The sequence below is a fragment of the Luteimonas sp. RC10 genome, from assembly GCF_014192745.1.
GTDB lineage: Bacteria > Pseudomonadota > Gammaproteobacteria > Xanthomonadales > Xanthomonadaceae > Luteimonas.
Genome location: NZ_JACHYJ010000007.1, coordinates 272329 through 298016 on the forward strand (window position 1 = coordinate 272329; position 25688 = coordinate 298016).

General features: G+C 69.9%; 29 protein-coding genes and 1 rRNA gene. 13 read left to right on the forward strand and 17 right to left on the reverse strand.

Features of this window, described 5'->3' with window-relative positions:
• The first annotated feature begins 14 nt into the window (after positions 1 to 14).
• Positions 15 to 1658 (forward strand): alpha,alpha-trehalase TreA, encoded by a 1644-nt coding sequence (gene treA, locus FHW73_RS13800; RefSeq protein ID WP_183427315.1) that lies wholly within the window; start codon positions 15 to 17, stop codon positions 1656 to 1658.
• Positions 1659 to 1666: 8 nt separating this feature from the next.
• Here the strand turns inward: treA and FHW73_RS13805 are convergent, their stop codons facing one another.
• Both FHW73_RS13805 and FHW73_RS13810 read right to left on the reverse strand, forming a co-directional pair.
• Entirely contained in the window at positions 1667 to 2782 is a 1116-nt protein-coding gene (locus tag FHW73_RS13805; RefSeq protein ID WP_183427316.1) for a catalase family protein, read from the reverse strand.
• Between the two features lie 44 nt (positions 2783 to 2826).
• Positions 2827 to 3639 (reverse strand): alpha/beta hydrolase, encoded by an 813-nt coding sequence (locus FHW73_RS13810; protein WP_305067770.1) that lies wholly within the window; start codon positions 3637 to 3639, stop codon positions 2827 to 2829.
• A 204-nt stretch (positions 3640 to 3843) separates the two neighbouring features.
• On the opposite strand from FHW73_RS13810, the gene FHW73_RS13815 reads away from it, so the two are divergent.
• Complete coding sequence (locus FHW73_RS13815) at positions 3844 to 4377, forward strand: riboflavin biosynthesis protein RibA (protein WP_183427318.1); 534 nt, start codon at positions 3844 to 3846, stop codon at positions 4375 to 4377.
• 25 nt (positions 4378 to 4402) lie between these two features.
• Here FHW73_RS13815 and FHW73_RS13820 read toward each other — a convergent pair whose 3' ends face one another.
• Positions 4403 to 4840: a hypothetical protein gene (locus FHW73_RS13820; protein WP_183427319.1), complete on the reverse strand. Its 438-nt coding sequence runs from the start codon at positions 4838 to 4840 to the stop codon at positions 4403 to 4405.
• A gap of 160 nt (positions 4841 to 5000) precedes the next feature.
• Here FHW73_RS13820 and FHW73_RS13825 point away from each other — a divergent pair, with 160 nt between their 5' ends.
• Together FHW73_RS13825 and FHW73_RS13830 are read left to right on the forward strand one after the other, a co-directional pair.
• Positions 5001 to 5297, forward strand: coding sequence for a helix-turn-helix transcriptional regulator (locus FHW73_RS13825; RefSeq protein WP_183427320.1), 297 nt, complete (start codon positions 5001 to 5003; stop codon positions 5295 to 5297).
• Positions 5298 to 5480: 183 nt separating this feature from the next.
• A complete protein-coding gene (locus FHW73_RS13830; protein ID WP_183427321.1) occupies positions 5481 to 5750 on the forward strand; it encodes a hypothetical protein in 270 nt (89 codons plus the stop codon).
• 112 nt (positions 5751 to 5862) lie between these two features.
• On the opposite strand, the gene FHW73_RS13835 is transcribed toward FHW73_RS13830, so the two are convergent.
• Positions 5863 to 6573: an outer membrane beta-barrel protein gene (locus FHW73_RS13835; RefSeq protein ID WP_183427322.1), complete on the reverse strand. Its 711-nt coding sequence runs from the start codon at positions 6571 to 6573 to the stop codon at positions 5863 to 5865.
• 283 nt (positions 6574 to 6856) lie between these two features.
• Here FHW73_RS13835 and FHW73_RS13840 point away from each other — a divergent pair, with 283 nt between their 5' ends.
• Positions 6857 to 7699, forward strand: coding sequence for an SAM-dependent methyltransferase (locus FHW73_RS13840; RefSeq protein ID WP_183427323.1), 843 nt, complete (start codon positions 6857 to 6859; stop codon positions 7697 to 7699).
• A 79-nt stretch (positions 7700 to 7778) separates the two neighbouring features.
• On the opposite strand, the gene FHW73_RS13845 is transcribed toward FHW73_RS13840, so the two are convergent.
• Entirely contained in the window at positions 7779 to 8831 is a 1053-nt protein-coding gene (locus FHW73_RS13845) for an MBL fold metallo-hydrolase (RefSeq protein ID WP_345776189.1), read from the reverse strand.
• Positions 8832 to 9003: 172 nt separating this feature from the next.
• On the opposite strand from FHW73_RS13845, the gene FHW73_RS13850 reads away from it, so the two are divergent.
• Entirely contained in the window at positions 9004 to 9618 is a 615-nt protein-coding gene (locus FHW73_RS13850; RefSeq protein ID WP_183427325.1) for a TetR/AcrR family transcriptional regulator, read from the forward strand.
• Here FHW73_RS13850 and FHW73_RS13855 read toward each other — a convergent pair.
• Both FHW73_RS13855 and FHW73_RS13860 read right to left on the reverse strand, forming a co-directional pair.
• Positions 9609 to 10694 (reverse strand): putative zinc-binding peptidase, encoded by a 1086-nt coding sequence (locus tag FHW73_RS13855; RefSeq protein ID WP_183427326.1) that lies wholly within the window; start codon positions 10692 to 10694, stop codon positions 9609 to 9611. The two genes, FHW73_RS13850 and FHW73_RS13855, sit on opposite strands and share 10 nt — an antisense overlap.
• Positions 10695 to 10713: 19 nt before the next feature.
• Positions 10714 to 11508 carry a transglutaminase family protein gene (locus FHW73_RS13860; protein ID WP_183427327.1) on the reverse strand — a complete coding sequence of 265 codons (795 nt, stop codon included), beginning with the start codon at positions 11506 to 11508 and terminating at the stop codon, positions 10714 to 10716.
• A gap of 134 nt (positions 11509 to 11642) precedes the next feature.
• On the opposite strand from FHW73_RS13860, the gene FHW73_RS13865 reads away from it, so the two are divergent.
• Positions 11643 to 13223, forward strand: coding sequence for a glucan biosynthesis protein D (locus tag FHW73_RS13865; protein WP_183427328.1), 1581 nt, complete (start codon positions 11643 to 11645; stop codon positions 13221 to 13223).
• 82 nt (positions 13224 to 13305) lie between these two features.
• Here the strand turns inward: FHW73_RS13865 and FHW73_RS13870 are convergent, their stop codons facing one another.
• The 3 genes from FHW73_RS13870 to FHW73_RS13880 all read right to left on the reverse strand — a co-directional run bounded on the left by FHW73_RS13870 (position 13306) and on the right by FHW73_RS13880 (position 14632).
• On the reverse strand, positions 13306 to 13539 hold the full coding sequence (locus FHW73_RS13870; protein WP_183427329.1) for a DUF6289 family protein: 234 nt from the start codon (positions 13537 to 13539) through the stop codon (positions 13306 to 13308).
• Between the two features lie 102 nt (positions 13540 to 13641).
• Positions 13642 to 14220 carry a YiiX/YebB-like N1pC/P60 family cysteine hydrolase gene (locus FHW73_RS13875; RefSeq protein WP_183427330.1) on the reverse strand — a complete coding sequence of 193 codons (579 nt, stop codon included), beginning with the start codon at positions 14218 to 14220 and terminating at the stop codon, positions 13642 to 13644.
• Positions 14221 to 14230: 10 nt separating this feature from the next.
• A complete protein-coding gene (locus FHW73_RS13880; protein ID WP_183427331.1) occupies positions 14231 to 14632 on the reverse strand; it encodes a DUF4878 domain-containing protein in 402 nt (133 codons plus the stop codon).
• Positions 14633 to 14807: 175 nt separating this feature from the next.
• On the opposite strand from FHW73_RS13880, the gene FHW73_RS13885 reads away from it, so the two are divergent.
• Positions 14808 to 15449, forward strand: coding sequence for a hypothetical protein (locus tag FHW73_RS13885; protein ID WP_183427332.1), 642 nt, complete (start codon positions 14808 to 14810; stop codon positions 15447 to 15449).
• Positions 15450 to 15487: 38 nt separating this feature from the next.
• Here FHW73_RS13885 and FHW73_RS13890 read toward each other — a convergent pair whose 3' ends face one another.
• Positions 15488 to 15820, reverse strand: a complete 333-nt coding sequence (locus tag FHW73_RS13890; protein ID WP_183427333.1) for a DUF3817 domain-containing protein — start codon at positions 15818 to 15820, stop codon at positions 15488 to 15490.
• Positions 15821 to 15996: 176 nt separating this feature from the next.
• Between FHW73_RS13890 and FHW73_RS13895 the strand changes: the two genes are divergently transcribed.
• Positions 15997 to 16536, forward strand: a complete 540-nt coding sequence (locus FHW73_RS13895; RefSeq protein WP_183427334.1) for a pyridoxamine 5'-phosphate oxidase family protein — start codon at positions 15997 to 15999, stop codon at positions 16534 to 16536.
• A 104-nt stretch (positions 16537 to 16640) separates the two neighbouring features.
• Here FHW73_RS13895 and FHW73_RS13900 read toward each other — a convergent pair whose 3' ends face one another.
• Positions 16641 to 17222, reverse strand: a complete 582-nt coding sequence (locus FHW73_RS13900; protein ID WP_183427335.1) for a hypothetical protein — start codon at positions 17220 to 17222, stop codon at positions 16641 to 16643.
• Positions 17223 to 17380: 158 nt separating this feature from the next.
• On the opposite strand from FHW73_RS13900, the gene FHW73_RS13905 reads away from it, so the two are divergent.
• Together FHW73_RS13905 and FHW73_RS13910 are read left to right on the forward strand one after the other, a co-directional pair.
• Positions 17381 to 17725, forward strand: a complete 345-nt coding sequence (locus FHW73_RS13905; protein ID WP_183427336.1) for a hypothetical protein — start codon at positions 17381 to 17383, stop codon at positions 17723 to 17725.
• A gap of 62 nt (positions 17726 to 17787) precedes the next feature.
• A complete protein-coding gene (locus FHW73_RS13910) occupies positions 17788 to 18345 on the forward strand; it encodes an AAA family ATPase (protein WP_183427337.1) in 558 nt (185 codons plus the stop codon).
• Positions 18346 to 18394: 49 nt separating this feature from the next.
• Here FHW73_RS13910 and gph read toward each other — a convergent pair whose 3' ends face one another.
• Complete coding sequence (gene gph / locus FHW73_RS13915; RefSeq protein ID WP_345776190.1) at positions 18395 to 19102, reverse strand: phosphoglycolate phosphatase; 708 nt, start codon at positions 19100 to 19102, stop codon at positions 18395 to 18397.
• A gap of 156 nt (positions 19103 to 19258) precedes the next feature.
• On the opposite strand from gph, the gene FHW73_RS13920 reads away from it, so the two are divergent.
• Positions 19259 to 19555, forward strand: coding sequence for a DUF2218 domain-containing protein (locus FHW73_RS13920; RefSeq protein ID WP_221187563.1), 297 nt, complete (start codon positions 19259 to 19261; stop codon positions 19553 to 19555).
• 21 nt (positions 19556 to 19576) lie between these two features.
• Here the strand turns inward: FHW73_RS13920 and dinB are convergent, their stop codons facing one another.
• The 3 genes from dinB to FHW73_RS13935 form a co-directional block, all read right to left on the reverse strand.
• Positions 19577 to 20650, reverse strand: coding sequence for a DNA polymerase IV (dinB, locus tag FHW73_RS13925; RefSeq protein WP_183427338.1), 1074 nt, complete (start codon positions 20648 to 20650; stop codon positions 19577 to 19579).
• Positions 20651 to 20702: 52 nt separating this feature from the next.
• Entirely contained in the window at positions 20703 to 23414 is a 2712-nt protein-coding gene (locus FHW73_RS13930) for a bifunctional acetate--CoA ligase family protein/GNAT family N-acetyltransferase (protein WP_183427339.1), read from the reverse strand.
• 108 nt (positions 23415 to 23522) lie between these two features.
• On the reverse strand, positions 23523 to 24176 hold the full coding sequence (locus FHW73_RS13935; RefSeq protein ID WP_183427340.1) for a UdgX family uracil-DNA binding protein: 654 nt from the start codon (positions 24174 to 24176) through the stop codon (positions 23523 to 23525).
• Between the two features lie 101 nt (positions 24177 to 24277).
• Here FHW73_RS13935 and FHW73_RS13940 point away from each other — a divergent pair, with 101 nt between their 5' ends.
• Positions 24278 to 24619 carry a LysR family transcriptional regulator gene (locus FHW73_RS13940; protein WP_183427341.1) on the forward strand — a complete coding sequence of 114 codons (342 nt, stop codon included), beginning with the start codon at positions 24278 to 24280 and terminating at the stop codon, positions 24617 to 24619.
• 785 nt (positions 24620 to 25404) lie between these two features.
• Here FHW73_RS13940 and rrf read toward each other — a convergent pair.
• Positions 25405 to 25518: ribosomal RNA gene (gene rrf, locus FHW73_RS13945) — 5S ribosomal RNA — on the reverse strand.
• Between the last annotated feature and the right edge of the window lie 170 nt (positions 25519 to 25688).

Genomic DNA, 25688 nt, shown 5'->3' on the forward strand with positions numbered 1-25688 from the left:
CGCGGAAGACCGCCATGTCGCGCGTTCCTCTTGCAACTCGCTCCGCCGCCTGCCTGCTGTCCGCATTGCTGGCCGCCTGCACGTCCACCGGCCCCATGACGGCTGCGGAGCCTGCGCAGTCCCCGGGCGCCCGACCCGCACCGATCACGCCGGATGTCGGCTGGCCGCGGACCTTCGCCGCGGTGCAGGCCGCCTGGCTGTTCGAGGACCAGAAGACCTTCGCCGACGCGGTGCCGCGGCGCGATCCGGCGCAGATCGAGGCGGCCTTCGCCGCCGCCCACGCCCGCCCGGACTTCGACCTGCGTGCGTTCGTGGACGCCCACTTCGTGCTGCCCGCACCGCCCCCGGGCACGCAGGTCGACCGGCAGCCGACGCTGCGCGCGCATATCGATGCGCTGTGGCCGCGGCTTACCCGACCGCGCCCCGCACCACTGCCGCACGACAGTCTGCTGCCGCTGCCGCATGCCTATGTGGTGCCGGGCGGGCGCTTCCGCGAGATCTACTACTGGGACTCGTACTTCACGATGCGCGGCCTGGTCGAGAGCGGCCAGACCACGGCGTCGCGCGCCATGCTCGACAACTTCGCGCAGTTGATCGATGACTGGGGCCACGTGCCCAACGGCAACCGCAGCTATTACCTCAGCCGTTCGCAGCCGCCGTTCTTCTCGCACATGGTCGCGCTCGAGGCACGCGACGATCCTGCGTCGGCGGTGCGCTATCTGCCGCAGCTGCGCCGCGAGCATGCGTACTGGATGGACGGCGCCGAACGGCTTGCGCCTGGCGAGGCGGCGCGGCGTGTCGTGCGTCTGGCCGATGGGCGCTTGCTCAACCGCTACTGGGACGATCGCGAGGTGCCGCGACCCGAGTCGTTCGAGCAGGACCGCCAGACCGCGGCCGCGGCCACGTCACGGCCGGCGGCCGAGGTCTGGCGCGACCTGCGCGCCGGCGCCGAGAGCGGCTGGGACTACTCCAGCCGCTGGCTCGACGACCCGACGCGGCTGGACACGATCCGCACCACGACGATCGTGCCGGTGGATCTCAACAGTCTGCTGCATCACCTGGAGTCGACGATCACCAAAGCCTGCGAACAAGTACGGGATGCGGACTGTGCGCAGCGCTATACGACCATGGCCGACGCGCGCGCCGAGGCGATCGCAAGGCATCTGTGGCATGCCGATGGCTACTACGCCGACTACGATCTGCGCACGAGGCAGCCGCGCGCGCAACTGACCGCTGCCGCGCTGTTTGCGCTGCATGCGGGCATCGCCTCGCCCGAGCGCGCACGCCGCACCGCCGAGGCGGTGCGTCGGCAATTGCTGCGCCCGGGCGGCCTGGTCACCACCGCAGTCGACACCGGCCAGCAGTGGGATGCGCCCAATGTCTGGGCACCGCTGCAATGGATCGCGGTCGACGGCCTGCGCCGATATGGCGAGCACGCGCTCGCGCGCGACATCGCGCGTGGCTTCATCGGCAATGTGCAAACGGTGTTCGACCGCGAGCGCAAGCTGGTGGAAAAGTACGACGCCGATGGCGCGCTGCAGGGCGGGGGCGGCGGCGAGTACCCGCTGCAGGAACGCTTCGGTTGGTCGAACGGCGTCACGCTCGCACTGCTGGCGCTGTATCCCGAGCTCGAGCGCATCCCGGCCGAGGCCGATTGACGCCTGCGTCAGCGGTCAGCCGCGCGTGCCGCCGCCGCGAAAGGACAACCGGGGTGCAGGGCGACGCCGTTCTTGCGGGCGCGGAAGGCCTGCGAGGCGGCGTACGCCGAGCGCCGCAGGCGCATCAACTCGCCCAGCGGGCGATGCGCTTCCAGCCCGTGCCACGGACTGAAGCCCACCCCGGTGTCGATGGCCGCACTGCGCTCGGGCGTCCACGCCGGCTGCGGCGGTGCGATGACGCGGGCCACGGTGCGAAACGGGCTGCGCACCTCGTCCCAGCGCGCGGTGGCATCGTCGACCGGCATCTCCTCGAGCGAGGTGCACAGCTGCGCGCGCAGTTCCCATTCGCCGCCCTGTGCGGCGAAAAACGCGATCACAGCCTCGCGCAATGCGTCGTCATCGGACAGGTCGAGCCGCACGTCGGTGAGGGCGCGCAGCGAGGTCGACACCGGCACCAGTTGCAGCTTGGCGATGTGGTCGCCGTGGCGCAGCGGCAGTTGGGTGAAGAACGTCTCGCCGAGGATGTGATGCGGTGGCTCGCCGCCCATCGCCTTGAGCGTGACGCTCTCCCCGCCCATCGCCTCCAGGCCCCGCTCGGTGCCACGCAGGATTGCCGAGATCAGCGTCTTGGTTCGGTCCATGCGGTCGGTGGTCTTGGCCAGCAGCTTGAGGCTGCGCAGGAACGCGCGTCCATTGGGGGCGTTGAACTGCGGGCCGTTGACCAGGATGACGTCCTGCGCGCCCGGGCCATCGCTGCCATCGAGACGGGGGCCGGGCACGTCGCAGATCCGAAGTGCGATGCCGCGTGGCGTCGAGACGCGGTCGGCGAGCAGGTCGCCGGGCGTGGTCGACAGCCGCATCACCGCAGGGTGGCGGCCCGGGCGCGCGAACAGGCCCTGCGCCAGTTCGGGCGACAATCCCGCCGGCACCTCGACGACGGCCGACAGCAGGCCATGGCTCTTGGCGTGCACCGCGCGCAGGCCCTGCCCCTCGTCTTCCCAGGTCTTGCTCGAGATCGACAGCAAGACCTCGTCGAGTTCGGCCGCCAGCGCCGCCTCGTCGGGCACGGGCTGTGCGAGCGCTGGGTCGTAGCGCTGGAATGCCGCTGGGCTGGCAATGGACATCGGCGCTCCTGATTTATCGAGGTCGTCGTGCGGCATGGACACCGTCAGCGCGCGAGGAAATCCAGCAGCGCGCGGTTGAACGCATCGGCGTGACTGACGTTGAGACCGTGCGGCGCGTCGGGCACCACGACCAGCGCACTGCCGGGGATCGCCGCGTGGGTCCGCTGGCCGGAGCCTTCGAACGGCACCGTCGCATCGCCATCGCCATGCAGCACGAGCACCGGCACGGTGATCGCCTTCAGGTCGCTGCGGAAATCGGTCGTCGCAAACGCTTCCATGCATCCCAGCGCTGCGGTCTGGTCGGATTGACGCGCCAGCGCGATCGCTTCCTGGCGCTGCGCCTCGTCGACCTTGAGCGTGCCATCGACACTGAAGAACTGGGTCGTGAACGCGTCGAAGAACGCGTCGCGATCGCGTTCGAGACCGGCCCGCATATCGTCGGCCTTCTCCTGTGGCAGCGGGCCCTCGGGGTTGTCCTCGGTCTTGAGCAAATATGGCGGTACTGCGGCGGCGAACACCGCACTGTGCACGCGCGCCTGACCATGGCGGGCGAGGTAGCGGGCGACTTCGCCGCCGCCCATCGAGAAGCCGACGAGCGTGACCTCGCGCAGATCCAGATCCTCGAGCACGCCCGCCAGGTCGTCGGCGAGGGTGTCGTAGGTGTAGCCGTCGTCCGGCTTGTCGGAGCGCCCGAAGCCGCGACGGTCGTAGGCGATCACGCGATAGCCCGCCGCCTGCAGCGGGCCGACCTGCGCCTGCCACGAGGCCGCCGACAACGGCCAGCCATGAATCAGCACGACCGGGCGACCGTGACCGCCCGAGTCCTCGACATGGAGATGGACACGGGATGAAGACAACGCAGTGGTCATGGCGAGACTCGACATCGGGGAAGGAACGCCATGCTGCGCACGCGCACCCGATGCGGACGTGAAGCCGCGGCCGCCCGTTGCCCATCACCTGCGGGCGTGCAGATCGCGTCATCGCCTTGCACGCAAGTCACAGCGCTTTGATCGGCGCGCTCCTAGCCTGCGGATGTCTTCCCCCCCCTCGGAGTCCGTCCCATGAGTACGATTTCTCCGGTGACCGGCGAGGTGTCCGACAGCAAGGTCGCCGCGATCTTCGACAGCGAGCACACCGCCCGGCGCGTCGCCCAGCAACTGCAGGCCGAACGCGGTTTCAAGGCCTCGCAGGTCAAGGTGGTCACCCGCCACGACCGCCAGCCAGGCCGCAAGCTCGAGCCCGAGAACCGCGGCATCCTGCGCACCTTGATCATCGCGCACTACAAGCTGGGCCTGGCGGGGCTGGCGATCGGCGCAGTCCTGTTCGGCGTGCTGTATGCGGCCAGCGTGCCGGCGGTGATCAATTCGCCATGGTTCGCCGGCGGCCTGATCATCGGCTACGGCGGTGTGTTCGGGTTGATGGTCGGTGGCCTGGTGACCTTGCGCCCCGACCATGATCCCTACCTGTTCAAGGTGCGCGAGGCACTGGCCGAAGGCCGTGCGGCGGTGGTGGTACACGCATTCGATGCCGCCGAGCGCGATCGTGCCAGCGAGGCACTGTCGAGCGCCAGCGGCGAGACCATCCGCACGCTGTGACGCATGGCCGCACCGACGGCTGCGATCAGGCCTCGGCCGGAACGCCCTGCGTTTCGGCGAGGTCGCTCGCCAGCCGGCGCGCGATCTGCGGATGCTCGTTGTAGAAAGCGGCATTGCCTGCGAGCTCGCGCCAGATCTCGGCATGGGTGATCAGCCGCGCCGCGTGTTGCGTGACCTCCGCGATCTGACGCGGTGCAGGCGCAGTCCGCGCCATCGCCAGTTCGAGCAGATGCAGCAGCGCGCGCGACTGCGCCACGCAGATCTCCGCCTCGCGCAAGGCGAGTTGACCCAGCGTCTGCATGCGGCCTGCATCGAGCGTGGCCACGCGGGCGTCGGCAAGCACCGCGTCGGGCGTGCCTGCGACGAGATCGAGGAGCCGTCGCAACGGCCCCTGGGTGGATGCGCAGCGCGCGATGTCGTCGATGCGCGTTCCGCGACGCGCGGGATGGCGGGCTTCGTCCATGGTCGCTCTCCTTGAGATCGCCGCTGGCACGCGGCGCGCCGTGCCCGCATGTCGCGCTTGGGCGCAGCGGCATGCGAGCAGCCATACTCAAACTACGTTTAACGTAGTATCGGAGTCAAGCGACGTTTCGGAAGCTTCCCGACGCCGAAGTCCGGGATGCATGACAAGCGTGGCTGCCAAGGAACCCCTGCCTGTCTTCAGCCGTCGGTTGCGCGAGGCGCGCACCGCGGTGGGCCTCTCGCAGCGCACGCTGGGGATCGAGGCCGGGCTCGACGATTTCGTCGCCAGCACCCGGGTCAACCGCTACGAGACCGGCGTGCACCAACCCGATCTGCAGACCTTTCGCCGCATGGCCGAGGTGCTCGACCTGCCGGTGGCGTACTTCTATGCCGACGACGATGCACTTGCCGGCTTGATCGCCGAGCACCATCGCCGTGGTCGCACGTCGCCGCGCTGAACGCGCGTCACGCCGCAGGACAGCCTGACGTCTGCACGCGCGGCCTGCGACACCAGGCTGCAGCCCTTGCAGACGCGCCGCTGCATGGTTCACGCATCGCCGATGTGTGCATTCGCACAATCGCCTGCATCCCCCTACCTCCCTGCGCTCGCGCGCACGGACGCCTGTTCGAGGACGCAATCGATGAACAACAGTTTCACTCTGGAGTACGACATGAGCCTGCGCCTGTGGGTACTGCGGCAGGATGGCTCGGGGCGCCTGGTGGCCTCGTTCCTCAGCCGCCAGAGCGCCACCGAAGGCTCGACGTTGCGCGATCTCATCGGCCCGAACGCACGTCTGCGGATCCGCAATGCCGACGGCAGCTATCAGGATGGACTTGCTGACAGGCTCGCCCCTGCGCTGTCGACATCGCCGACCACGCGTGCCGCATCGTCGCTGCCCCTGGCGCGCTGAGCCGCGCACGACACGACGCAGGCAAGATCCGCAACGCACATGGGCGCCCAACGGCGCCCATGTGTCCAATCCATCGAGGCGGACCGGGCAACGCCCGGTCCGCCATCCGACTTTAGAACGCGTATTCGGCGGTCAGACCCAGCAGCGCGGTCGAGCGCTTGGGACCTTCGAACTTCACACCGGTGACCGGATCGCGCAAGTCGCCGGACTTGGCGCGGAAGTAGTCGTAGTGCAGACCGACGCTGAAGTTCTCGGTGGCGTTCCAGCCCGTGCCGACACCGGCGTACCAGCTGTTGCGGCCATCGCGGCCGCCGCTTTCCAGACCCAGATCCTGACCGACGTCGTTGTAGTAGCGCGAGTTGTTGTCCGAGGCGCGAAAGAAGCCGCCACGCGCACCCACGTACCACTCCGGCGTGATGTTCAGACGCGCGTTACCACCGGCGATCCAGCCGCGCAGCGCATTGGTGTCTTCGCGCTGGTTGACGCTGTCGTCGCGGAACGCGTTCTTGACCACCAGGTTGCCCAGGTCGGTATAGCCGCCTTCCACGCCCAGGCCGAAGTTCTGCGCCAGCTTCCAGCGATAGCCACCGACCAGGCCGTAACCGGTCTTGCGGCCGTCGCGGCTCTCGAACACGTTGAAATCGCCGGTACCGAAACGACCGGCCGTGCCACCGTCCGTACGACCGACGTTACCGGCGATAAAGGCATTGCCCTGGCCGACCTGCAGGTCGGGGCGATAGGTATCGCCGCCCAGGCTCTGGGCGAATGCGGACGGGGCACACAGGGCGGCGGCGATTGCGGCGGGAATCAGGACAGTTTTCATCGGGGGCATTTCCTTCTTTTTCTTGGATACGCAGCGCGCGCATCCGTGGACATACGGGGTTGGGGGTGGCCCCGTGGGGCGCAGTAGAGACGCTCTTGCCTGAAGCGCGCGCAAATGTTCACACCGGCTCGACGCGATCACGCGGTTCGCATTCAAGTCAGGTTTACGCGAATGAGGAACCTGCGAGCGCGGGCACGAACGCACGATGATTGCAAGCTGGGGTCACCCCGATGGATGCAGGGCGCGTCGGCTACGATGCCTGCCCCCTCTTTCGGTGTTTGCCGTGGCTCACCTCTTCGGTCCGTTGTTGACCCACGACACTGCCGACGCGCTCAGAGCAGCACGCGATGCCGGCATGCCGACGTGGACCGGTTCGCTGGATCTGGACCGCAGCACCGCCACCGCGACGCTACATGCCACGCACTGGACGTGGCAGGGCGCGGACTATCCCTGGCCCGGGGCGTTGCGCGAGCGCACCGTGTACCGCTACGACGACGAGGCCTGGGTCGCCATCTCGCGTTACGGCCGTGCCTTGATCAAGCTCGTGCCCACGCCGTGGGGGCCACCGACGTTCGAGATCGACGGCATCAAGATGCTGCCCACCGCGCAGGCATCGCCACTGGACGATGCCCGCCGCAAGGTCGCCCTGGTCGCCCCGCAAGGGGCGCGCGTGCTCGACACCTGCGGTGGCCTGGGTTATTTCGCCGCGTGCTGCCTGGACGCGGGCGCGGCGCATGTGCATTCGTTCGAAAAGAACGCCGACGTGCTGTGGCTGCGCACCTGCAATCCGTGGTCGCCCGATCCCGATGTCGCGCCATGGCAGGGACGCCTGTCGCTGGTCCATGCCGATGTCGTGACGGCCATCGCCGACCTGGCCGATGCGTCGGTGGATGCCATCCTGCACGACCCACCCCGCTTCGGCATCGCCGGCGAGCTGTACGCGCGGACGTTCTACGATCAACTGGCCCGCGTGCTGCGGCGCGGCGGCCGACTGTTCCACTACACAGGCAGCCCGAATCGCCTCACCAGCGGACGCGATGTGCCGCGCGAGGTCACGCGCCGGCTCGAAGCGGCAGGCTTTCGCGCGGCCCCCGCGCTCGACGGCGTGCTCGCGACGCGACGCTAAGCGGCCGCTGTGCGGCGGTCGTATGCCGACGCAGGCTGTCTGCCCACGCGGACTGCGCGTTCGTCGCGCGGCGGTTTCGCTAGTTGCGCCACCAGGCGCTCGTGGCCTGCGGCGCGCTCAGGTCCACGCGCTCGCCCATGCGCGGCGTCGCCAGCGTGACCCCGCGCTCGGCGGCGATCGCCATCACACGCTCGAACGGCTCGTCCCAGTCGTGCATCGCCAGATCGAAGGTGCCGTTGTGCACCGGCAGCAGCACGCGCGCGCCCAGGTCGAGATGCGCCTGCACCGTCTGCTCGGGCTGCATGTGCACGAAGGCCCAGCGTCGGTCGTAGGCACCGGTCTCGACCATCGCCACGTCGAACGGTCCGAAACGCTGGCCGATCTCCGCGAATCCGTCGAAATAGCCGGTGTCGCCGCTGAAGAACAGCCGCAGGCCCGGGTCGCCGTCGGCCGCGCGGTCCTCAATCACCCACGAGGCCCATAGCGTGCGGTCGCTGTCGAACGGCCCGCGACCGGAGAAGTGCTGGGCCGGCGTGGCGGTGAAGCGCAGGTCGCCGATCGTGGTGCCCTGCCACCAGTCGAACTGCTGCACCTGGGCTGCCGGCACGCCCCACGCGATCAGACGGTCGCCCACGCCCAGGGGCGTCAGGAACACCGCCGCACGGTCGGCCAATGCGCGCACGGTGTCGCGGTCGAGATGGTCGTAGTGATCGTGCGACAGCAGCACGCCGCGCAGCGGCGGCAGCGCGTCGAGCGCGATCGGCGGGGCGTGGAAGCGCTTGGGCCCCATCCATTGCACCGGCGAGGCACGCTCGGAGAACACCGGGTCGGTCAGCCAGAAACCGCCGCGGAGCTTGAGCAGCACGGTCGAGTGGCCCAGCCGCCAGGCGCTGCGGTCCGGCGCGGCCTCGAGGTCGGCCGGAGTCAGCGGCGAGACCGCAGGCGCATGGGCCGGCACGGTGGTGGCCGGTTTCTCGAACAGCATCTCCCACATCAACCGAACGGTCTTGGCCGCCCCGATCGGCGGTCGCGGCACTGGATTGCGGAAGCGGCCGGCCTCGGCCTGCGGCGATGTTGCGTAGTCGGCGATGGGACGCGTGGTCCGGAAGTACGACAGCAGGCAGGCGCTCACGATGCAGGCTCCAAGGACGGAGAGGACGATGACAGCGGTGCGCCGTCGACGACGCGCGGGTCGTGCGGGCGAAGGCGTCGGGGCGGCGGGCATTGCGGGATTCCACAGAAACTACACGGTGCAGTGTAGTTATCGCAGACTGAATGTAAACCCTTCGGTGTAGAATTGCGCGATGGACCGCGACCCGCCCCTCGCCCGGCTCACCGATCGCAAGCACGCGGCGATCCTGGAGGCGGCGGTGGCCGAGTTCCGCGCCGCCGGCTTTGAGGCGACCAGCATGGACCGCATCGCCAGTCGCGCCGGCGTCTCCAAACGCACCGTCTACAACCACTTTCCCGGCAAGGACGCGCTGTTCCTGCGCATTCTCGAGTCGATGCTCGAGCGCGGCGTCTGCGGGCCGGACCTCGCCTACCGCGCCGATCGCCCGCTGCGCCCCCAACTGCTCGAGCTGGTGCGCCAGAAGCTGCGGCTGCTCCACGACCCGGAGTTCGTGGACCTGGCACGCGTGGCCATCGCCGCAGGCATCCACTCGCCCGCACTGGCGCGCGACCTGCTCTCCCGCCTGGGCGATCGCGAGGAAGGGGTGTCGGTCTGGATCCGGGCCGCGGCCGCCGACGGCCGGCTGCGGACGGACGACCCGGCATTCGCGTCGATGCAGCTGCAGGGCCTGGTCAAAAGCTTCGCGCTGTGGCCGCAGTTGTCGATGGGCCAGCCGCCGCTGTCGGCGGCGCAACAGACGCGCGTGGCCGAATCGGCGGTCGACATGTTCCTGGCCTACTACGGCTGAGCGACGCCGGCGCGCCCACCTGCGCGCCGGATCAGGCCGTGGATGTAGGCCATCTTCTCCAGCACTGGCGGCGCGATCGCGAACGGGTACAGATCGGGCTGGCCCATCGCGCGGTTGAGGCTGTTGACTGCATAGGTCAGCGGCAACCAGGCGTCGATCAGCCGTTGCAGGTCGGCCACGTGATGGGGGTCGAAGGTGATCTCGGTCTCCATCGTCGCGCTCTCGGCGATGTCGGGCGCGATGCGGATGCCGAACGCGGCGGCCATCTCCAGCGTGTCGACGATGTGCAGGTAATGCGCCCAGGTCTCGGCCCAGTCCTCCCAGGGGTGCATCGTCGCGTAGCAGCTGACATGACTGTCCTGCCAGTTCGCGGGCGCGCCGTTCGCGTAGTAGCGCTGCAGCGCCTGGCCGTAATCCTGCCGATCGTCGCCGAACAGCGCGCGGCAGCGGGCGAGCTCGGCCTGCCCGGCGTCGCGCACCAGCCGGTCCCAATAGTAGTGGCCGATCTCGTGACGGAAATGCCCCAGCAGGGTGCGATAGAGCTCGCCCATCGACACCCGCGCCGCCTCCCGGCGGGCGTCGTCGGCCTCCGACAGTGCGATGGTGATGTGGCCGTTGTCGTGCCCGGTCATCACCCGTGGCCCGTCCGGCGGGTCGGCCAGGAAATCGAACGACAGCGGCTCGGGATCGCCGCTGCCGACGGTCGGTGTGGGCAGGCGCAAGCGCAGCAGGCTGTAGAACAGCCGGCGCTTGGCGACCTCGATCCGCCGCCAGGCCTGCAGCCGGTCGTCATCGGACAGGTCCGGGATGGTGCGGTTGTGGCGACAGGCGCGGCAGTAGTTTTCGGCATCGTCGACAGGCAGCAGCCAGTTGCAGGCCGAATGCGTGGCGTTGGCGCAGAACCGGTAACGCAGCCCCGTGGGCGCGGCCTGCAGCCGCCAGGCCGCGCCATCAGGCATCAGCGCGCCCAGCGTCACCTGCTCGGGCACGAACCCCAGCCGCGCGCCGCAGCGCAGGCACTCGGTGTTCTCGAAATACAGCACCTGCTCGCAACGGTCGCACTTGAACAACTGCATGGACGGGATTCCAGTGGGCTCACGCCACTGCGTCGAGTTCGGTCCAGACCTGGATCGACACCGTGCGCAGCGGTCGGTAGCTGGTGAGAAAGGCGACGTCGGCCGCGTCGCGTCCATGCGCGATCACCACCCGGCCGCCGCGCGGCGTCGCCTGGGTGGCATCGAAGGTATGCCAGGCGTCGCCCAGGTAGGCCTCGAACCAGGCGTGCATGTCCATCGGCTTGAGGTCGTGCAGCCAGCCCACGACCATCCGCGCTGGAATGTCGAGTGCGCGGCACAAGGTCATGCCGACATGCGCAAAGTCGCGGCAGACACCGGCGCCTTGCGCCAGCGTGTCCTGGGCATCGGTGCTGGCGTCGCTGACGCCGTAGCGATAGGCGAGATGATCGTGGATCCAGCGCCGGATCGCCTCGACCTGGGCATGGCCCGGCGCGGCGTCGCCGACGATCTCCAGTGCGCGCGCGTACATGGCCGCGCGGTCGGACGGACAGTAGCGGCTGGGCAGCAGGAACTGCAGTGTCGAGGCCGGCAGATCGGCCGGCGCGACCGCCGGCGCCTCGGGCATCGCATCGGGGTCGGGCGCGGCGACCGCGCGCGTCTGCAAACGGATGCGGGTCAGTCCAGGCGGCAGCGTGAAGCGCTGGCAGCGGTTGCCGAAGCCGTCGAGATACTCGTCGAAGCCCAAGGCCGGATCGAAGCCTGCGCGGTCGTTGACGTGCCAGCGCGCGCGGCCGGTCCTGGGCCGCAGCATCGCGATGACGGGGGCGGCGACATCGGTCTCGATCGCGAGTTCGCAGCCTGCGCGGACGTGCATGCGGGGGAACTCGTTTCGACGGTGCGCCAGCCTAGGGGCGTGGATGTGCAGTGGCCGTGCAGGCCCGCGGCACGCTAACGGCACGTTGCCCTGGGTTGGATAGGATGCGCGCTCCACACTCGGACCTCGCCCGCATGCAACGACGTTCGTTCCTGCACGGCGGCCTGGCGGCCCTCTGCGCGGCCGCTCTGCCGACCTCGGTTTTGGCCGCCCTGCGCATGGGCGCACCGGCCCCGTTCGACTTCGCCGCGCTCAAGGGACGCGCCCGCGCACTGGCCGGTCAGGCGTACACCGCGCGGCCGGCCGCACTGCCCCAGCCGGTCGCCGCGCTCGACTGGGACGCCTACCAGGCGCTGCAGTTCCGCCAGGACCATGCGCTGTGGCACGAGGACGACACCCGTTACCTGGCCCAGTTCTTTCACCTCGGCCTGTTCTTCAAGCGGCCGGTCCGCATGCACGCGCTGGCCGAGGGCCAGGCGCGCGAGATCGCCTACGACCCGGCGATGTTCGACTACGGCGCTTCGGGCCTGGATGGCGCCGCGTTGCCGACCGACCTGGGCTTCGCCGGTTTCCGGCTCAATCGGCGCAGCGATCCCAAGCGCGACTTCGCCGCATTCCTGGGCGCCAGCTACTTCCGCGCGGTCGGCGCGAGCGGTCAGTACGGCCTGTCGGCGCGTGGCCTGGCCGTGGATACGGGCCTGCCGCGACCGGAGGAGTTTCCCGACTTCACCGACTTCTGGCTCGAGCGCCCTGCACCCGACAGCGACACCGTGGTCGTCTACGCCCTGCTCGATTCGCCTTCGGTCGCCGGCGCCTACCGGTTCGCGATCACCCCGGGCGAGCCGCTGGTGATGGAGGTCGACTGCGCGCTGTACCCGCGCACCGCGATCGAGCGCCTGGGCATCGCGCCGGCGACCAGCATGTACCAGACCGGCGAGAACGACCGCCGCATGGCCTGGGACTGGCGCCCGGAGATCCACGACAGCGACGGCCTGGCGCTGCACACCGGCAGCGGCGAGCGGCTGTGGCGTCCGCTGGGCAATCCGCGCGCGCTGCGATTCAACGCCTTCGCCGACGACAACCCGCGCGGCTTCGGCCTGCTGCAGCGCGACCGCAACTTCGACCACTACCAGGACGACGGCGTCTTCTACGAGCGTCGGCCCTCGCTGTGGGTCGAACCGCGCGACGGTTGGGGGCGCGGCGAGGTGCAACTGGTCGAGATCCCGACGGTCGATGAGACCTTCGACAACGTGGTCGCGTTCTGGCATCCGGCCCAGCCGGTCGAGCCCGGTCGCGAGTTGCTGTTCGGCTACCGGCTGTTCTGGGGCGAGGTGATGCCCGCGCGTCCGCCGTTGGCGACCTGCATCGCCACGCGTACGGGCCTGGGCGGCCGCATCGGCTTCGCGCGCAAGGCCTGGTCGCAGCGCTTCGCGGTCGACTTCGCCGGCGGCGCGCTCGCGGCGCTGGCCGGGCGCAATGCCACGGTCGAGCCGGTGCTGCAGACCACCGCCGGCCAGTTGGAAACGGTCTCGGCCCGCCCGCTGCACGCGGTCGAAGGCTATCGGGTGATGTTCGACATCGTCCCGCCCGGGCCGGGCACCGAGCAGTTGGACCTGCGGCTGTTCCTGCGCGATCCCGCGACCGGCAATGCGCTGAGCGAAACCTGGCTGTACCAGTGGAACCCGCCCCCGCCGGACGCGCGGCAGGTCTACTAGCGCATTGCGCCTGCCTCGCCGTCACCGCGACCGCACGGCGCACGCATGACGGCGGGCGGACCGGGTCCGCCCGCCGCAGCCCTCAGGGGCAGGGATAGAGCGTGAAGCCGTGCGCCCCGCCGGCATCGCCCCAGGTCTGGACCGAGCCGTCGCATTCGATCCGGCCACCGCCGATCGCGTTGCCGGCCGCGTCGTAACGCGTCCATTCCGCCCACTCCACGCCCAGGATCGGCCAGCGCGCGGCGGCGCTGCCCACCACCACGATCCCCAGCACCAGCGACACCATCGCCGCGATCACGCGTCCACGTCTGCTCATCGTGCTTGTCTCCAGTCCGTCGGAAGGATCCCCCGACGCCAGCCTAGTGGCCTGCGGGGCCGGCGAATCGGGCGTCGGTCACAGCGCGCGATGGGGCCGCGTTCAGCCCTCGGCATCCTGCGGCAACGCCAGACGCCGCAAGCGGGGCGAACGGCTCAGCGGCGTCGGCAGCAGATAGTCGCCCTGCATCAGCGGCAGGGCGAGCCGGGTGAAACGCACCTCCAGATCGACGCCGGCGCGGCGCCAGGCTTCCCAGACCAGCCGGGTGCAGTAGGTGCCGGCCGGATCGGCCATGCGGAAGCGGGTGCCGCGCTGGCCCAGCGCCTCGCCGACCGCAGCGGCGCGCAGGGCATCGGGGGCATCGACGCGATAGACCGCATAGTCGCGGCTGCGCACCGGGTCGAGGAAGAAGCTCAGGGCATCGACGACCACGCCGTCGGCGCGCCCAGGCACTTCGGAGGGCGTCGCATGCACGACCTGCCAGGTGCCGGGACGCCCGACCAGCATGCCGACGTGGCTGAATTGCCCGCCGTCGATCGCCAGCACCATCGCGCTGACCGACTCGGTCCCGCGTCGAAACACCAGATCGCCGGCCTGCGCCTCGGCCGGCAGCGCCGGGCCGCCGGCCAGACAGACGCTGGCCGCGCACAACGCCAGCAGCGCGCACCACCAGCGCCACATCGTCTCGTCCTCAGCGCAGACGGATCTTCCACTTGCCGTCGTCGCGGACCATGTGGTGCGTCTCGGTCAGGTCCTTGCCGTTGTCGAAGACGACCCGGACCTGCACGCGCGCGGTTTCGCCCTCGTCGTCGATGCTCGACTCGATCACCTCGATCTTGTCGAGGCCGTCGTTGGCATCGATCCGCGACTGCATCTCGCCGACGATCATCTGCACCTTGCCCTTGGCCTGCACCATGCCGTTGGCGGGCACGTCGGCGAACGACACCTGCGCGGTGGCCTTCTCGACATCGCCCTTGGCCGCCGCCTCATAGAACGCCTGGACCGTCGCTTCAGGCTTGGCGGACGAACACGCCGCCAGCGCCAGCGTGGCGAGCACCAGGAAACAGACGGCGGACAGACGGAATCGATGCATGACGCGCTCCTCGCGTTCAGGGGATCGGGAGTGTACCGCCCGCGCCACACCGCGGGTCGTCGGCCTGCCGTGCAGGAACGACACGGTGCGGGGCGCGGCCTTGGCACCGGGCCGACACCGGCGCAGTCACAGTCGCCGGCCCCTCCCCTGTCGCCATGGCCCGAAGGAGCTTGCCGTGCTGCAAACGCTGCTCGACTACGCCCCGCTGATCGCCGCGGGCATGAGCGGGCTGACCGCGCTGATCTGGATCGTCTATCTCAATGTGTTCCTGTCGAGCTACCGGCGGCAGCACCGCCCGTCGATCCTGATCACCTCGGGTGCCGGTCGCGGCATGCACGCGCATTGCTTCGTGACCAATCTGGGCCTGGAGCCGGTCTATCTGCTCGACATCATGCTCGAGCTCACCGGCCCCGACGGCCACAGCGTGCGTGCGGTCATCCCCGAGCGCACCGAACGCTGGCAGGACCCGAGTGTGATCGAGGCCGAGGACGCACGCAGCGCGACCAATGTCGGCCCGCTGGGCAGCGGCGAAGAAAAGGACATCGGTCGGTTCGGCACGATGCTCGAGCGCGCCTGCGCGGCGAACCCGCATATCCAGGCCGACATGCCGGTGCAGTGCCTGGAGATCACCGTGGTCACGATCACCGCCAGCCACGCCGAACTGTGTGGGGCGTCGCGGCGCTATCGCGTCGAGACCGGGCCCGACGGCAGCACCGAGCTGCGCCCCACCACGATCAAGGCCCGCCAGTTGCAGGGCTACATGGCGCGGCGCCGGCTGACGCGAGAGATGGCCCGGCAGTTGGGACGCGAGCGCTGAGCGCAACGGCGCGTCCGGCCTGCATGGCTGGCGCCGGACTACGCGCGCGCGGACGGTGGGGCGAGCAGGCCTCGCCGCCGGTACCAGCGCTCCAGCGGCAGTGTCGCCAGCGGCGGCAGGGCGGCCAGGATCGCGAGCAGCCAGGCCCACCAGGGCCAGCGCAGGCGCAGCGCCGCGACGAGTGCGACGGCGAGATAGGCGAGGAACGCCGCGCCGTGCAAGCGCCCGAACCACCACACCCCCAGGGTCGTGGTGCCGGTGCCGTATTTGAGGACCATGCCGACCAACAGGCCGGCCCAGGTGAACGCTTCGATCAAGGCCACCACCGCGAAGACGCGGCCGATGGGCGACAGGGCATGCGATTTCGTCATCCGGCGAACGGTCGCAGGCCGGGCGCCAGGACGCAAGCCGCCCATCGCCAGGCCCGGCGTGGAAGCGATGCGGTCGCCGGAGTCACACCCGGATCACCGGCGCACTTCCACGCTGTCGCATCGACCGACGCGCACCCCCTTCGCGCCTCGGCGTGCCCAACCGATGGAGACGCCCCATGGATTCGATCAACCGCAATCAGCCCGAGGACAACCGCCAGGATCTGGCGGCCACGGCGGCGACCGCCCGCATCCGCGACATGTCCAAGGATGCCGGCGCCTGCTTCTTCTGCACCACGCCGCTGCCCGACAGCGACACCGGCGGCACCCGTCCGATGTCGATCGAGCAGGCCGACGACGATGGCGTGCTGTGGTTCCTCAGCGCCGCCGACAGCCACAAGAACGCCGAGATCCAGGCCGACCCGAACGTGCGTCTGTACCTGCAGGCGTCCAAGCACTCCGGTTTCCTGGTGCTCGACGGCCAGGCCACGGTGAGCCGGGACCGCGACCGGATCGAGGCACTGTGGAGCCCGATCATGAAAACCTGGTTCACCGAGGGCAAGGACGACCCACGGATCACCGTGATCCGGGTGCAGCCGCGGGCGGGCTATTATTGGGACAACAAGCACGGCGACTTCGTCGCGGCGACGAAGATGGCGCTTGGCGCTGCGATCGGCAAGACGCTCGACGATTCGATCGAAGGCCACGTCGCACCGTGATCGCACACCGGTGGCGGGAGGGCCTCGCCACCGGTGCGGCCGCGCGGATGCTGCGCGGCAGATTGCATGAAACGACCGGAGACTGGATCAGGCCGCGTCGCGGCTCATGGCCCGCATTGCCACATCCCCTCGACGCTGCGGCTCGCGCCATCGCCGCGCTGGTAGGTCAACGTCGCCGGGCGCGGTGGCGACTCGCCGCCGCCGGACGCCGTGCCGGTTTCGACGATGTGGATCGTCGTACCCCGGCCTGTGAACGTCGGGTTCTTGTTCATGCCGTCGAAGCCGCCGGGCGCGCGTACCGGCTCGACGACACCGCTCACCTTGACGACGCCTTGCGCAGGCTCGGCGGCACCGACCACGCCCTTGGCGAACAACAACGGCGCCTGGCCGTCTTGCGCGAAGCTGCAGGCGAGTTCGCCGGCCAACGCCGCATCGGCGATATCGCGTTCGCTCAAGGTGCCGAGCTCGATCTGCGAGCCGTCGCCACCCTCGGTGCCGCCCGCTGCACCAGGCGCGGCCACGTCGATGGCCGGCACCTGCGCCGGTGCCGGCGTGGTCGCTTCGTGCTGCGCGGCTGTCGGCGCGTCCCCAGCAGGCGCGCAAGCCGCGAGCAGCACGCCGGACATCAGGCCCAGGACGGTGGCCTGGGCCGCGGTACGCACGCGCGACCGGGCGAAGGGGAACATCGAGACCTCCTGTTGGGCGGCCGCGCTTGCACGCAGCCGGGACCCTGGATGCTCGCCAACCCGGTCTTGGCATTGCGTGAAACAGATGTCATGCGATCGTGTGCATTGCGCGACCGCCATGGCGCGAACACCGCGATGATCTGCCGGCCGCAGACCGCATGACCCGCGCAGCGCCGCCGCTGAAGACTCCCGACGGCCGTTATCTGGTGGTGCGCGGGCGCCTGTGGCGCAGCACCAATCCGCACCTGGACGAGCCCGCGCGCCAGCAGCTGGTGTTGGTGTTGATGGACGCGCGCCGCGCGGTCAAGGCGGCGCTTGCGGCGGACGATGCGAAGGCGCTCACCCGCGCACGCCAACAGGTGGATGCCGCCAAACGTGGTCTGGGCGAACGCGGCCCGGTGTGGTGGACCGATGGCGCACCCGATTACAACCGGCACCTGGTCGGCAATTCGCCGTACGCGGCGTGGTTCGCGGCGCTCGCAGACGCACCACCGACGACGTAAGCGCCCTGCGTGGGCGCAATGCGTCGGCGCGTCCCCCACGCCGGCCGCGATAGCATCCCCGCATGCACGCCCCCCACGCTCCGCTGCCGTTCGTTCCCCAGCGCGTGCTCGTCGCCGGTGTCACCGGCAGCGGAAAGACCACGTTGGCGCGGCGCCTGGCCGCGCACTGGGGACTGCGCCACATCGAGATCGACGGCCTGTATCACGGCCCTGACTGGACGCCGCGACCGACGTTCCTCGACGACGTCCGCGCCTTCGCCGCCGAGCCGCGCTGGGTCACCGAGTTCCAGTACATCAGCCTTGGCACCGACCACATCCTGGGGCCGCGTGCGCAGTTGCTGCTGTGGCTCGATTACCCGGCAGCATTGGTGCGTCGCCGGCTGCTGCGCCGCACGCTGATGCGCAGCGTACTGCGCACGCGGTTGTGGAATGGCAACGTCGAGCGTCCGCCGTGGCGGCTGCTGTCGCGCGATCCGAATGTCAGCATCCTGCGCTGGCAGACCGTGACTCTGCACAAGTGGGCCGAACGCATGCCCAGCATCGAGGCGGCCTATCCGCACCTGACGGTCGTGCGGCTGCGCACCCCGGCCCAGACCGAGACCTGGCTGCAGGCGCAGTAGCGCCGGTCACGCCGATGCCGCACAAGACCGCGATGCCGCCGCCGTTGCATCAGGCGCGCCGATCGCCCGCGTCCGCGTCCGCGCAGAGCGTGAGCAACTGGCCGAAACGGTCGATGACCGCATGCGCGCCGCAGCCGTGCAGATCGAAGTCGCGCCGGTAGCCATAACTCACCAGCACCAGCGGCGCGCCCGCGGCGATCGCCGCGCCGGCATCGGCCGACGAATCGCCGACCATCAGGCATTGCCCGATGTCGACACCGAAGTGCGCGGCCAGATGCAGCAGCGGCCGCGGATGCGGCTTGCGCTCGGGCAACGCGCCGGCGCCGAGCACCGCATCGAAGTACTGCGCCAGATCCAGCGCCTCGAGCAACGGGCCGACGAACGGCGCCGGCTTGTTGGTGCACACCGCCATCCGCACGCCGGCCGCGCGCAGCGCCTGCAGGGTCTCGGGCACCTCGGGATACACCTGAGGATCAAGCAGCAGGCAGTCGCGGTAGTGCTGCATGAAGCGCGGCATCACGGTCTCGACATCGCGTCCGTCGCCGGCGTGCCGCAACGCCTGGGTGATGAGCTGGCGCGCGCCGTCGCCAATCCAACTGCGCACGGTGGCCTCGTCGACCTCGGCATGGCCGAGCTCGGCCAACAGCCGATTGACCGATGCTGCGATGTCCGATGCGCTGTCGACCAGGGTGCCGTCGAGATCGAACAGCGCCACCGGCCAGGGAAAACCGGCCGCCTTCGCGGATGCATCGTTCACGCCTGTGCCTCGTCGTGCGGGGGAGGCTGCCTAGTGTGGGCCATCGCGTCGTGGCTTGCCGCCTGCAACGCTGCGTTCGCCCGATTCCATGTGCAAGGCGTGCGGTGCGCGCCTATGCTCGCTCCGCGGCGATGCCGCCCGCTCTGGAGCCCTGCGATGCCGATCACCACAACCGCCACCTCCCGATCCAACGATGCCCCGCGCCTGCTGCGTACGCTGTGCAACCACTGGCGGCACAAGTTCGAGATCCGCCGCGACCACGACGCGCACGCCTTCATCCCGTTCGCCGGCGACGCTGCGGGCGCGGACTTCGTCGTCGAGGGCGATGCGCTGCGGATCGTGCTCACCCAGCCCGATGCCGAGTCGAGCGCCCGCTACCAGCAGGTCATCGAGAACCATCTGCAGCGCTTTGCGCGCGACGAGACGCTGGCCTTCGATTGGCAGCCGGCCTGACGCCGGCGAGAGCGAGGCCGGCTAGAGCTCGGTCTCGCCGAACAGGCCGGCCTGCTGTGGCAGGTCTTCGGGCTCGCGAAAGCCGCCCAGGCCGACACCGACGAGCCGGTAGCGGGTCGAGGCCGGCAGATCCACGCGCTCGCGCAATGCCAACGCGATCCGCGTGAGCTCGGCCTGGGAGGCCGGGGGCGCATCGGGCGTGAAGCTGCGCGTGAGGATGCGGAACTGCGCGGTCTTGAGCTTGAGCACGACGGTCCGGCCCACGCGCGCGGTCTTGCGCGTGGCTGCCCAGGTCTTCTCCGCCAGATGTTCGATCATCGGCGCCAGCGCTTCGAGCGGCAGGTCGGTCTCGAACGTGTCCTCCGACGAGATCGACTGCACCGGCTGGTCCGGCTCGACCGGACGCTCGTCGATGCCGCGTGCGCGCTGGTAGAGCCGCGCGCCGAAGCTGCCGAAACGCCGCTCGAGCGCGTCGAGCGACAGCCCGCGCAGTTCGCCCACCGTGGTCACGCCGAGCTCGGCGAGTTTCTTCTCCATCACCTTGCCCACGCCAGGGATCAGGCCGACCTTCAGCGGCGTCAGGAAGGCCTCGACCTGGCCCGGCTTGACCACGAACAGGCCGTCGGGCTTGCGCCAGTCCGAGGCGATCTTGGCCAGGAACTTGTTGGGCGCCACGCCCGCCGACGCCGTCAACTGGGTCGCCTCGCGGATCTGCGCACGGATCGCCTGCGCGGTCGCGGTCGCGCTGGGCGAGGGAATCTTGGGGGCGGTCACGTCGAGATAGGCTTCGTCGAGCGACAGCGGCTGCACCAGGTCGGTGTGCTGCAGGAAGATCTCGCGCACCTGCCGCGAGACGGCCTTGTAGCGCGGGAAATCCGGCGGCACGAACACGGCATCCGGGCACAGCCGCTCGGCGGTCACCGCCGGCATCGCCGAGCGCACACCATAGGGCCTGGCCTCGTAGGAGGCCGCGCAGACCACCGAGCGCGCGCCGCGCCAGGCGACCACGACCGGACGCCCGCGCAGCGATGGATCGTCGCGCTGCTCCACCGACGCGTAAAACGCGTCCATGTCGATGTGGAGGATCTTGCGCACGCGCCATTATCGCCGGCGCGGCCGATGCCGGCGCGATGACGGCAGCCGGCGTTCAGATCGCCGGCGGCGGCTCGGCCACGATCGGCAAGCGCACGATCGCCACGGTCGCATCGTCCGGATCGGCGGTGATCGCAAACCCCAGCTGGCGGCACATCGCCAGCATCGTGGTGTTCTCCCGCAGCACCTGGCCCTCGACCATCCGCAGCCCCTGCCAGCGGGCGTATTCGATCATGATCCGCATCAACCGCCAGCCCAGACCCGCGCCCTTGAGGTCGGAACGCACCATGATCCCGTACTCGCCGGTGTCGTAGTTGGCATCGGCCAGCAGGCGCACCGCGCCGAGCATCTCGCCGCTGGCCGGGTCGATCGCCGCCAGCGCGATCGAGCGCGCATAGTCGAGCTGGGTGAGCCTGGCGATGAACTCGTGGCTGAAATGGCGCACTGCGCTGAAGAAGCGCAGCCGCAGGTCGTCGGTGCTGACCCGCTCGAAGAAGCGCAGGAACATCGCCTCGTCCTCCGGCCGCACCGGCCGCACGAACACATCGCTGCCGTTGCCCAGGGCGATCGTGCGCTCCCACTCCTTCGGATACGGGAACACCGCAAAGCGCGGGTGCCCGCGGCCGGGATGCAGCCGCTGCACCGGGCCCACCGCGACCCGCGCATCGACCGCGATCACGCCATCGCGGTCGGCGAGCAGCGGATTGACGTCGACCTCCTGTATCTCGGGGATGTCGGCGGCCATCTGCGCCAGTTTCACCAGCAGCAGCGCGACCGCCCGTTCGTCGGCCGCCGGCACATCGCGGTAGGCCTTGAGGATGCGCGCCACGCGCGTGCGTCCGATCAACTCGTGCGCCAGACGCAAGTCCAGCGGCGGCAACGCCAGCGCCTTGTCGTCGATGATCTCGACCGCGGTGCCGCCACGGCCGAAGACCACGACCGGGCCGAAGGTCGGATCGTCGGCGATGCCGGCGATCAGTTCGCGCGCCTTGGGCCGCACGACCATCGGATGCACGGTCACGCCTTCGATCCGCGCCTGCGGGCGGGCGGCGCGCGCGCAGCGCAGCAGCTCGTCCGCGGCTTCGCGCACCGCCTCCACGCTCGCCAGGTTCAGTCGCACGCCGTCGATGTCGGACTTGTGCGGGATGTCGCGCGACCAGATCTTCACCGCCACCGCGCCGCCGCGCTCGAGCAGGGGCGCGGCAGCCTCGGCCGCTGCGTCGGCGTCGGACGCCGGGATCGCCTCGGCGAGCGGGATGTCGTAGGCGGCGAACAACCGGGCGATCGCGGGCGGATCGAGCCAGCACTGGCCATCGGCGATCGCCGCCTCGACGAGGGCGCGCGCACCGGCGGCGTCGACGTTGAAGTCGTCGGGGAGGCTGGGCGGCGTCTCCATCAACGCGCGCTGCGCCTGCTGGTGCCGCACCAGGTACATGAACCCGCGCACGGCGCCGGCCTCGCTGGTGAAGGCATGCACGCCGGCGTCGGCCAGGATCCGCCGCGCCTCGGGATGCTCGCCCACCAGCACGCCGAACACCGGCTTGCGCGCGGCCTCACGCGGATGTGCGCGCAGCGTCTCGACGACGGCGCGCGCGACCTCGGGCGGCGAGGACAGCACGGTCGGCACGTTCATGACCAGAATCGCGTCGTTGTCCCGGTCCTGCAGCAGCGCGGCGAGGGTCGCGGCGTAGCGCGGGCCGTCGGCGTCGCCGAGCATGTCGACCGCATTGCGGCGCGACCAGCCACGCGGCAACGCGGCATCGAGCGTCTCGAGCGTGGCGTCCGAGAGTGCGGCACGCTCGCCGCCCAGATCGACCAGGCGGTCGAGTGCGAGCATGCCCACGCCGATGCCGTTGGTCATCACCGCCAGACGGTTGCCGGGCGGCATCCGCAGCCGCGACAGCGTCGCCGCGGCGGCGAACAGTTCGTCGAGCGCATGCACGCGCAGCAAGCCGGCGCGCCGGAACGCCGCGTCGTAGACCGCGTCCGGGCTGGCCAGCGCGGCAGTGTGCGTCTGCGGCGGCTCGGCGCTGCGCGCATGCCGGCCAGGCTTGACCACCACCACGGGCTTTGCGCGTGCGGCGGCACGCGCGGCCGACAGGAACTTGCGGGCGTCGCGTACGCGCTCGACGTAAAGCAGGATCGCGCGGGTGTGCCGGTCGGTGGCGAAGTAGTCGAGCAGGTCGGCGAAGTCGACATCCAGGCCGTCGCCGAGCGAGGCCACGGCCGAGAATCCGATCCCGCGCGAGCGGCCCCATTCGATCATGCCGGCGGCCACGGCGCCCGACTGCGAGATCAGCGCCAGCTCGCCCGGTGCCGGCGCATGCGCGGCGAAGCTGGCGAACAGCCGTGCATGCGGCGCGATGACGCCCAGACAGTTCGGCCCGACAATGCGCAGACCGCGGCTGCGCGCGATCTCGGCCAGCGCGGCGTTGTGCGAGCCCGGCCCGCTGCCCATGTCGCGCGTGAGCACGATCGCGGCCTTGGTCCCCCGATCGGCGGCGGCGCGCGCCACGTCGGCGACGTCGGCCGGCGGCGCGGCGATGATCACCAGTTCGGGCGCAAACGGCAGCGCCTCAAGCGAGGTCACCGCCTTCACGCCGTCGATCTGCGCATGACGCGGATTGACCAGCCCGATCGGACCGGCAAACCCGCCGTCGCGCAACTGCTGCAGCACCAGCCGCCCCAGCGAACGCGGCCGCGGGCTGGCGCCGACGACGGCGACCGACGCCGGCCGGAACACCGATTCCAGTGCATAGATGCTCATCGGCGCGCGTCTGGCCTCCCGCTGGACGAGGCCCCGACGATACACGAGGCCAGGCGCACACTGCCTGAGGCGAACCGACGCAGGCGACGCGCGGCGCGCGATCGCGCGTCAACGCGTCAGGTGATCGGCGACGCGGGCCAGGTCCTGCGCGAATTGATGTTCGGCCTGCACCCGGTCGGGCGCGCGCATGCGCAGCAGCGCGGACGGATGCCAGGTCGCAAGCGCGGGCCGGCCGTTGGGCAGCGTCTGCCAGGCGCCGCGCTGGGTCGAGACCCGGAAGGCATTGCCGAACAAGGTCTGCGCGGCCATTGCCCCCAGCGCGACCACCACCTCGGGCGCGATGCGCGCCAGTTCGCCTGCAAGCCAGGGACGGCAGGCGGCCTGCTCGCTCGCATTGGCGCGCTGGTGCAGTCGACGCTTGCCGCGCGGTACGAACTTGAAATGCTTGACGGCGTTGGTGAGGTAGACCGATGCAGTATCGATGCCGACCTGCGCCAGGGTCTCGCGCAGCAATTGCCCTGCAGGGCCGACGAAGGGCTGCCCGGCGAGATCCTCGCGGTCGCCGGGCTGCTCGCCGACCAGCACCAGCCGGGCGGACGCCGGCCCGCGTCCGAACACGGTCTGGGTGGCTGGCCGCCACAGCGGGCAGGCGCGGCATTGCGCCGCCTCGGCGCGAAGTCGGGACAGCGCGCCGTTCGGAATCGCATCGACGGGCTTGGCCATCCACGTGGAGCTGGCGGGTGCTGTCGGCTTGACGGCCATGGCGACACGCTCGCAATCGAGGCGTCGGCAGGCGGTGAGGACAAGGGGCGTGCCGGCCTGCATCGCTTCTCGGGCGTGCCGGCGTCCACTAAGCTGGACGTATGCACACGCCTACCGATTTCCAGCTGCGGATCCGCCTCGACAGCGTCATGCTCGGGCCGGGCAAGGCGGATCTGTTGGCGGGCATTCGCGAGACGGGATCGATCTCGGCGGCCGGTCGCCGCATGGCGATGAGCTATCGGCGCGCCTGGCAGCTGGTCGAGGAGATGAACCTCTACTTCGGTGCGCCGGTGGCGGCGACGCTGACCGGCGGCAAGGGCGGCGGCGGGGCGGCGTTGACGCCGTTGGGGGACAAAGTCCTCGCGCTCTATCGCAGCATGGAGGCGAGCTGCCGAGATGCGATCGCCGACGACCTGGCACAACTGCGCCACCTGCGCCGCTGAACCGATGTCACGAGTATCTGGCGGGACGCCCGGGAAAAGGTTCTGACGTATCCGACAGTCGCCGCCTAGTTCAGGGCGATCGCGCTCTACTTCGGACGGGCAGCCGCCTAGCGGCCGGAAGCCGCTCTTCCCTCGGTCAGGCCGCTTCGCGGTCCGGCCACGCGAAGCACGCGTGGCGTTCGCATGGATGCGCGGCAATGCCGCGCACGCCATCCATGCTCACCCTGTCCTGACTCGGGCGCGCACCCGCTCTGCTTCGCGGATCGGTCCGGCCCGGCGAAGCACGCCGGGCGTTCGCCCGCTCGCGCGGCATGCCGCGCAAGCTAAAGCGGGCTCACCCATGGCGCGCTTGACGCGGCCACCAGCCGCCAGTCTGCTGCTTTGAGGCCGTCTGCCACTCGTCTTCGGACAGCACAGGCGCTGCCTCGCGACTTCGGAGATGGTCGGCATGCGCGTAGTCGGCCTCCAAGCGCGACTGCAGCGGAGAGCCGGCGGCTCAAGTTGGAGCAGATTCGAGGATCTACTCTGTTTCGAAGCAACGCATCTTCGCCGAAGTCACACGGCCAACGTCCGTAGCAGCGGACTGGCGGCCGGTGGCTGCGTCGAGCGCGCCATGGATGGCGCGCGCCCGAGTCAAGGCAGGATGCCTTGCCGAGGGAAGAGCGGCTACCGGGCGGCGGGCCGTTGCCCTTCCGAAGCAAGCGGACGGCAGGCGCCCCGTCCGAAGAGAAAAGCGCGCAAAGAAAAACCCCCGCCGGAATACCAGCGGGGGTTTAGGGTAAAGACCCTGGCGATGACCTACTCTCGCATGCTAGATGCACACTACCATCGGCGCATGTACGTTTCACTTCCGAGTTCGGAATGGGATCGGGTGGTTCCATACAGCTATTGTCACCAGGGAGAGGGTGGAGGGTCGCCAGGATGTGGGGAGTGTTCGCATTCTTGGACAGTCCGCACATGGAAGTGCGGGCTTCATGCGAGGGACTCGCCATACCGGCGCTCACGCTCTCAGAGGTTGGGAAGTAGCGAACATTTTATGACGACTGTACGTGTCGTAGGGCCAAGGATG

Bases quoted from the DNA above. Each gene is read 5' to 3' on its own strand.
- FHW73_RS13830 (WP_183427321.1), top strand. From the start codon at position 5,481: ATGAACAACAGTTTCACTCTGGAGTACGACATGAGCCTGCGCCTGTGG.
- FHW73_RS13880 (WP_183427331.1), bottom strand. From the start codon at position 14,632: ATGCATCGATTCCGTCTGTCCGCCGTCTGTTTCCTGGTGCTCGCCACG.
- FHW73_RS13855 (WP_183427326.1), bottom strand. From the start codon at position 10,694: ATGCAGTTGTTCAAGTGCGACCGTTGCGAGCAGGTGCTGTATTTCGAG.
- FHW73_RS13820 (WP_183427319.1), bottom strand. From the start codon at position 4,840: ATGGACGAAGCCCGCCATCCCGCGCGTCGCGGAACGCGCATCGACGAC.
- FHW73_RS13865 (WP_183427328.1), top strand. From the start codon at position 11,643: ATGCAACGACGTTCGTTCCTGCACGGCGGCCTGGCGGCCCTCTGCGCG.
- FHW73_RS13900 (WP_183427335.1), bottom strand. From the start codon at position 17,222: ATGTTCCCCTTCGCCCGGTCGCGCGTGCGTACCGCGGCCCAGGCCACC.
- FHW73_RS13905 (WP_183427336.1), top strand. From the start codon at position 17,381: ATGACCCGCGCAGCGCCGCCGCTGAAGACTCCCGACGGCCGTTATCTG.
- FHW73_RS13875 (WP_183427330.1), bottom strand. From the start codon at position 14,220: ATGTGGCGCTGGTGGTGCGCGCTGCTGGCGTTGTGCGCGGCCAGCGTC.
- treA (WP_183427315.1), top strand. From the start codon at position 15: ATGTCGCGCGTTCCTCTTGCAACTCGCTCCGCCGCCTGCCTGCTGTCC.
- FHW73_RS13825 (WP_183427320.1), top strand. From the start codon at position 5,001: ATGACAAGCGTGGCTGCCAAGGAACCCCTGCCTGTCTTCAGCCGTCGG.
- FHW73_RS13920 (WP_221187563.1), top strand. From the start codon at position 19,259: ATGCCGATCACCACAACCGCCACCTCCCGATCCAACGATGCCCCGCGC.
- FHW73_RS13895 (WP_183427334.1), top strand. From the start codon at position 15,997: ATGGATTCGATCAACCGCAATCAGCCCGAGGACAACCGCCAGGATCTG.
- FHW73_RS13870 (WP_183427329.1), bottom strand. From the start codon at position 13,539: ATGAGCAGACGTGGACGCGTGATCGCGGCGATGGTGTCGCTGGTGCTG.
- FHW73_RS13890 (WP_183427333.1), bottom strand. From the start codon at position 15,820: ATGACGAAATCGCATGCCCTGTCGCCCATCGGCCGCGTCTTCGCGGTG.
- FHW73_RS13805 (WP_183427316.1), bottom strand. From the start codon at position 2,782: ATGTCCATTGCCAGCCCAGCGGCATTCCAGCGCTACGACCCAGCGCTC.
- FHW73_RS13940 (WP_183427341.1), top strand. From the start codon at position 24,278: ATGCACACGCCTACCGATTTCCAGCTGCGGATCCGCCTCGACAGCGTC.
- FHW73_RS13815 (WP_183427318.1), top strand. From the start codon at position 3,844: ATGAGTACGATTTCTCCGGTGACCGGCGAGGTGTCCGACAGCAAGGTC.
- FHW73_RS13860 (WP_183427327.1), bottom strand. From the start codon at position 11,508: ATGCACGTCCGCGCAGGCTGCGAACTCGCGATCGAGACCGATGTCGCC.
- FHW73_RS13935 (WP_183427340.1), bottom strand. From the start codon at position 24,176: ATGGCCGTCAAGCCGACAGCACCCGCCAGCTCCACGTGGATGGCCAAG.
- FHW73_RS13910 (WP_183427337.1), top strand. From the start codon at position 17,788: ATGCACGCCCCCCACGCTCCGCTGCCGTTCGTTCCCCAGCGCGTGCTC.
- FHW73_RS13930 (WP_183427339.1), bottom strand. From the start codon at position 23,414: ATGAGCATCTATGCACTGGAATCGGTGTTCCGGCCGGCGTCGGTCGCC.
- FHW73_RS13835 (WP_183427322.1), bottom strand. From the start codon at position 6,573: ATGAAAACTGTCCTGATTCCCGCCGCAATCGCCGCCGCCCTGTGTGCC.
- FHW73_RS13850 (WP_183427325.1), top strand. From the start codon at position 9,004: ATGGACCGCGACCCGCCCCTCGCCCGGCTCACCGATCGCAAGCACGCG.